1 protein-coding gene and 1 pseudogene are annotated in these 2,137 nt (G+C 70.6%); both read left to right on the top strand.

Annotation, left to right across the window (positions count from 1 at the left end; translation table 11 throughout):
* Positions 1-380: pseudogene (locus AC06E6_RS16355) on the top strand (methyl-accepting chemotaxis protein); the annotation flags it as partial.
* 143 nt (positions 381-523) lie between these two features.
* On the top strand, positions 524-2,137 hold a 1,614-nt coding region (locus AC06E6_RS16350; RefSeq protein WP_478062057.1), incomplete at its 3' end, for a cache domain-containing protein.

The raw sequence follows: 2,137 nt of genomic DNA, 5'->3' as shown, positions 1-2,137 counted from the left end.
CCATGGGCGAGATCGTGACCTCGGTGCAGCGGGTGACCGACATCATGGCCGAGATCTCGGCCGCCTCGCAGGAACAGACCGCCGGCATCGAGCAGGTCAACCAGACCGTGATGCAGATGGACGAGACCACCCAGCAGAATGCCGCGCTGGTGGAGGAAGCCACCGCCGCCGCGCGTTCGATGGAGGAACAGGCGCACCAGCTGAGCGAAGCGGTCGCCCTGTTCCACCTCGACGATGCCGCCGCCGCGCCGGCCAGTGCCCCGCCCGCCCCCCGCCGCGCCGCCGCCCCGGCCCGGGCCCCGGCGCCGAAGCTGGCGCCCGCGCCGCGCGTGATCGCGCCGGCGAAGGACGCCGATGGCGGCGACTGGCAGGAGTTCTGAGCCGGTCCAGGCCGCGGGTTGCCGCCGGTTTCGAATGAAGCCGGCGGTCCGGCGGGGGTTTTCCGACGGACGGCAGCGGCGGCCCTCAAGAACCGCCGCCGGCGACCGATGAAGCAGGAGATTCCGCCCTCATCGGTCCCTCCATGTCCGTCTCGTCCCCCCGTTCCTTGTCCGGCGAACGCAAGAGCAGCGTCGCCACCCGCCTGATGCTGGGCATCGCCCTGATCGCCCTGGCCGCGTTCGGCCTCACCGCCGCGATCAGCTACTGGAAGAGCAGCCGCGCCCTGCTGGCCTCCTCGCAGGCGACGCTGGAGAACCTCGCCCGCTTCGAGGCCCAGCACCTGTCCACCGAGATGAGCCAGACCTACGACGCGGTGCAGACCCTGGCCGAAAACCTGGCCACCCAGCGCGGGCAGATCAGCCGCGCCGCCGTCTCGCAGACCTTCCGCCAGCAGCTGGAGCTGCACCCGGAGCGCGCCGGCATGTGCGTGCTGTGGGAGCCGGACGCGTTCGACGGCAATGACGCGCAGTTCGTCGATGCCCCGGAACACGACGCCAGCGGCCGCTTCATGAGCTACTGGGCACGGGTCGGCGGCGAGCTGGTCAGCGAGCCGCTGCGCGACTACGAGGATCCCAAACTGGGCGCCTGGTACGTCACCCCCAGGACGCTGAAGAAGCCGGTCATCATCGAGCCGTATGCCTATGAGGTCGGCGGCAAGACGCTGATGCTGACCACCATCGCGATTCCGATCATGGACGGCGACAAAGTGCTGGGCGTGGTCACCTCCGACTTCGAGCTCTCGGCGCTGCAGGCGCGCATCGCCGAGCTCCGGCCGATGGGCCAGGGCCGCGCCGAACTGCTGTCGCCGATGGGCATGGTGGTGGCCTCGCCGGACCCGGCCAACGTCGGCAAGACCCGCGACGACGACACCACCAAAGCGATCCTGGCCGCCGTCGCCGAGGACAAGCTCTACAGCAACTTCCAGGCCGATGGGAACGGGATGGTGCAGGTCTATGCGCCGCTGCGCATCGGCAAGAGCGACCGCCGCTTCGCGCTGGGGGTGATGGTGCCGCGCGACCTGCTCACCGCCCAGGCACGCTCGCTGCTGGGGCTGGTGGCGCTGGTCGGGCTGCTCGCCGCCGCTTCGCTCTGCGCGGGCCTGTGGCTGCTGCTGCGGGCCATGGTGCTGCGCCCGCTGGCCGACGCGGTGCGCGTGTCCGCCGACGTCGCCCAGGGCAGGCTGGACACCCCGATCCCGGCGCGCCGCAACGACGAACTGGGCCAGCTGCTGCGGGCGCAGTCGCACATGCGCGACCAGATCCGCGCGGTGATCGATGCCCAGGGTGAGATGGCCGCGCGCCACGATGCCGGCAGCGTGAGCCACCGCATCGATGCCTCCCGCTTCCCCGGCGATTACGGGGTGATGGTCGCCGGCACCAACCAACTGGTCTCCAGCCACCTGGAGGTGACCGCGCGGATCGTCGAGGTGATGCAGCGCTATGCGCACGGCGACCTGTCGGTGGACATGGACCGCCTGCCGGGCGAGAAAGCCGCCATCACCCGGGCCATGGACGAGACCAAGGCCAGCCTGTCGGCGATCAATGCCGAGATCAAGCGCCTGGCCGGTGCCGCAGCCGCGGGCGATTTCAGCGTGCGCGGCGATGCCACACGCTTCGAGCACGACTTCCGCGACATGGTGGCCGGGCTCAACCGCCTGATGGAAACCACCGACGGCAACCTGTCCGAGGTCTCCGCG

The organism is Stenotrophomonas sp. Steno-Z10-HUANG (assembly GCF_056393075.1).
Note: the sequence above shows the minus strand (reverse complement) of the source record. Positions and strands in the feature narration are given on the sequence as shown.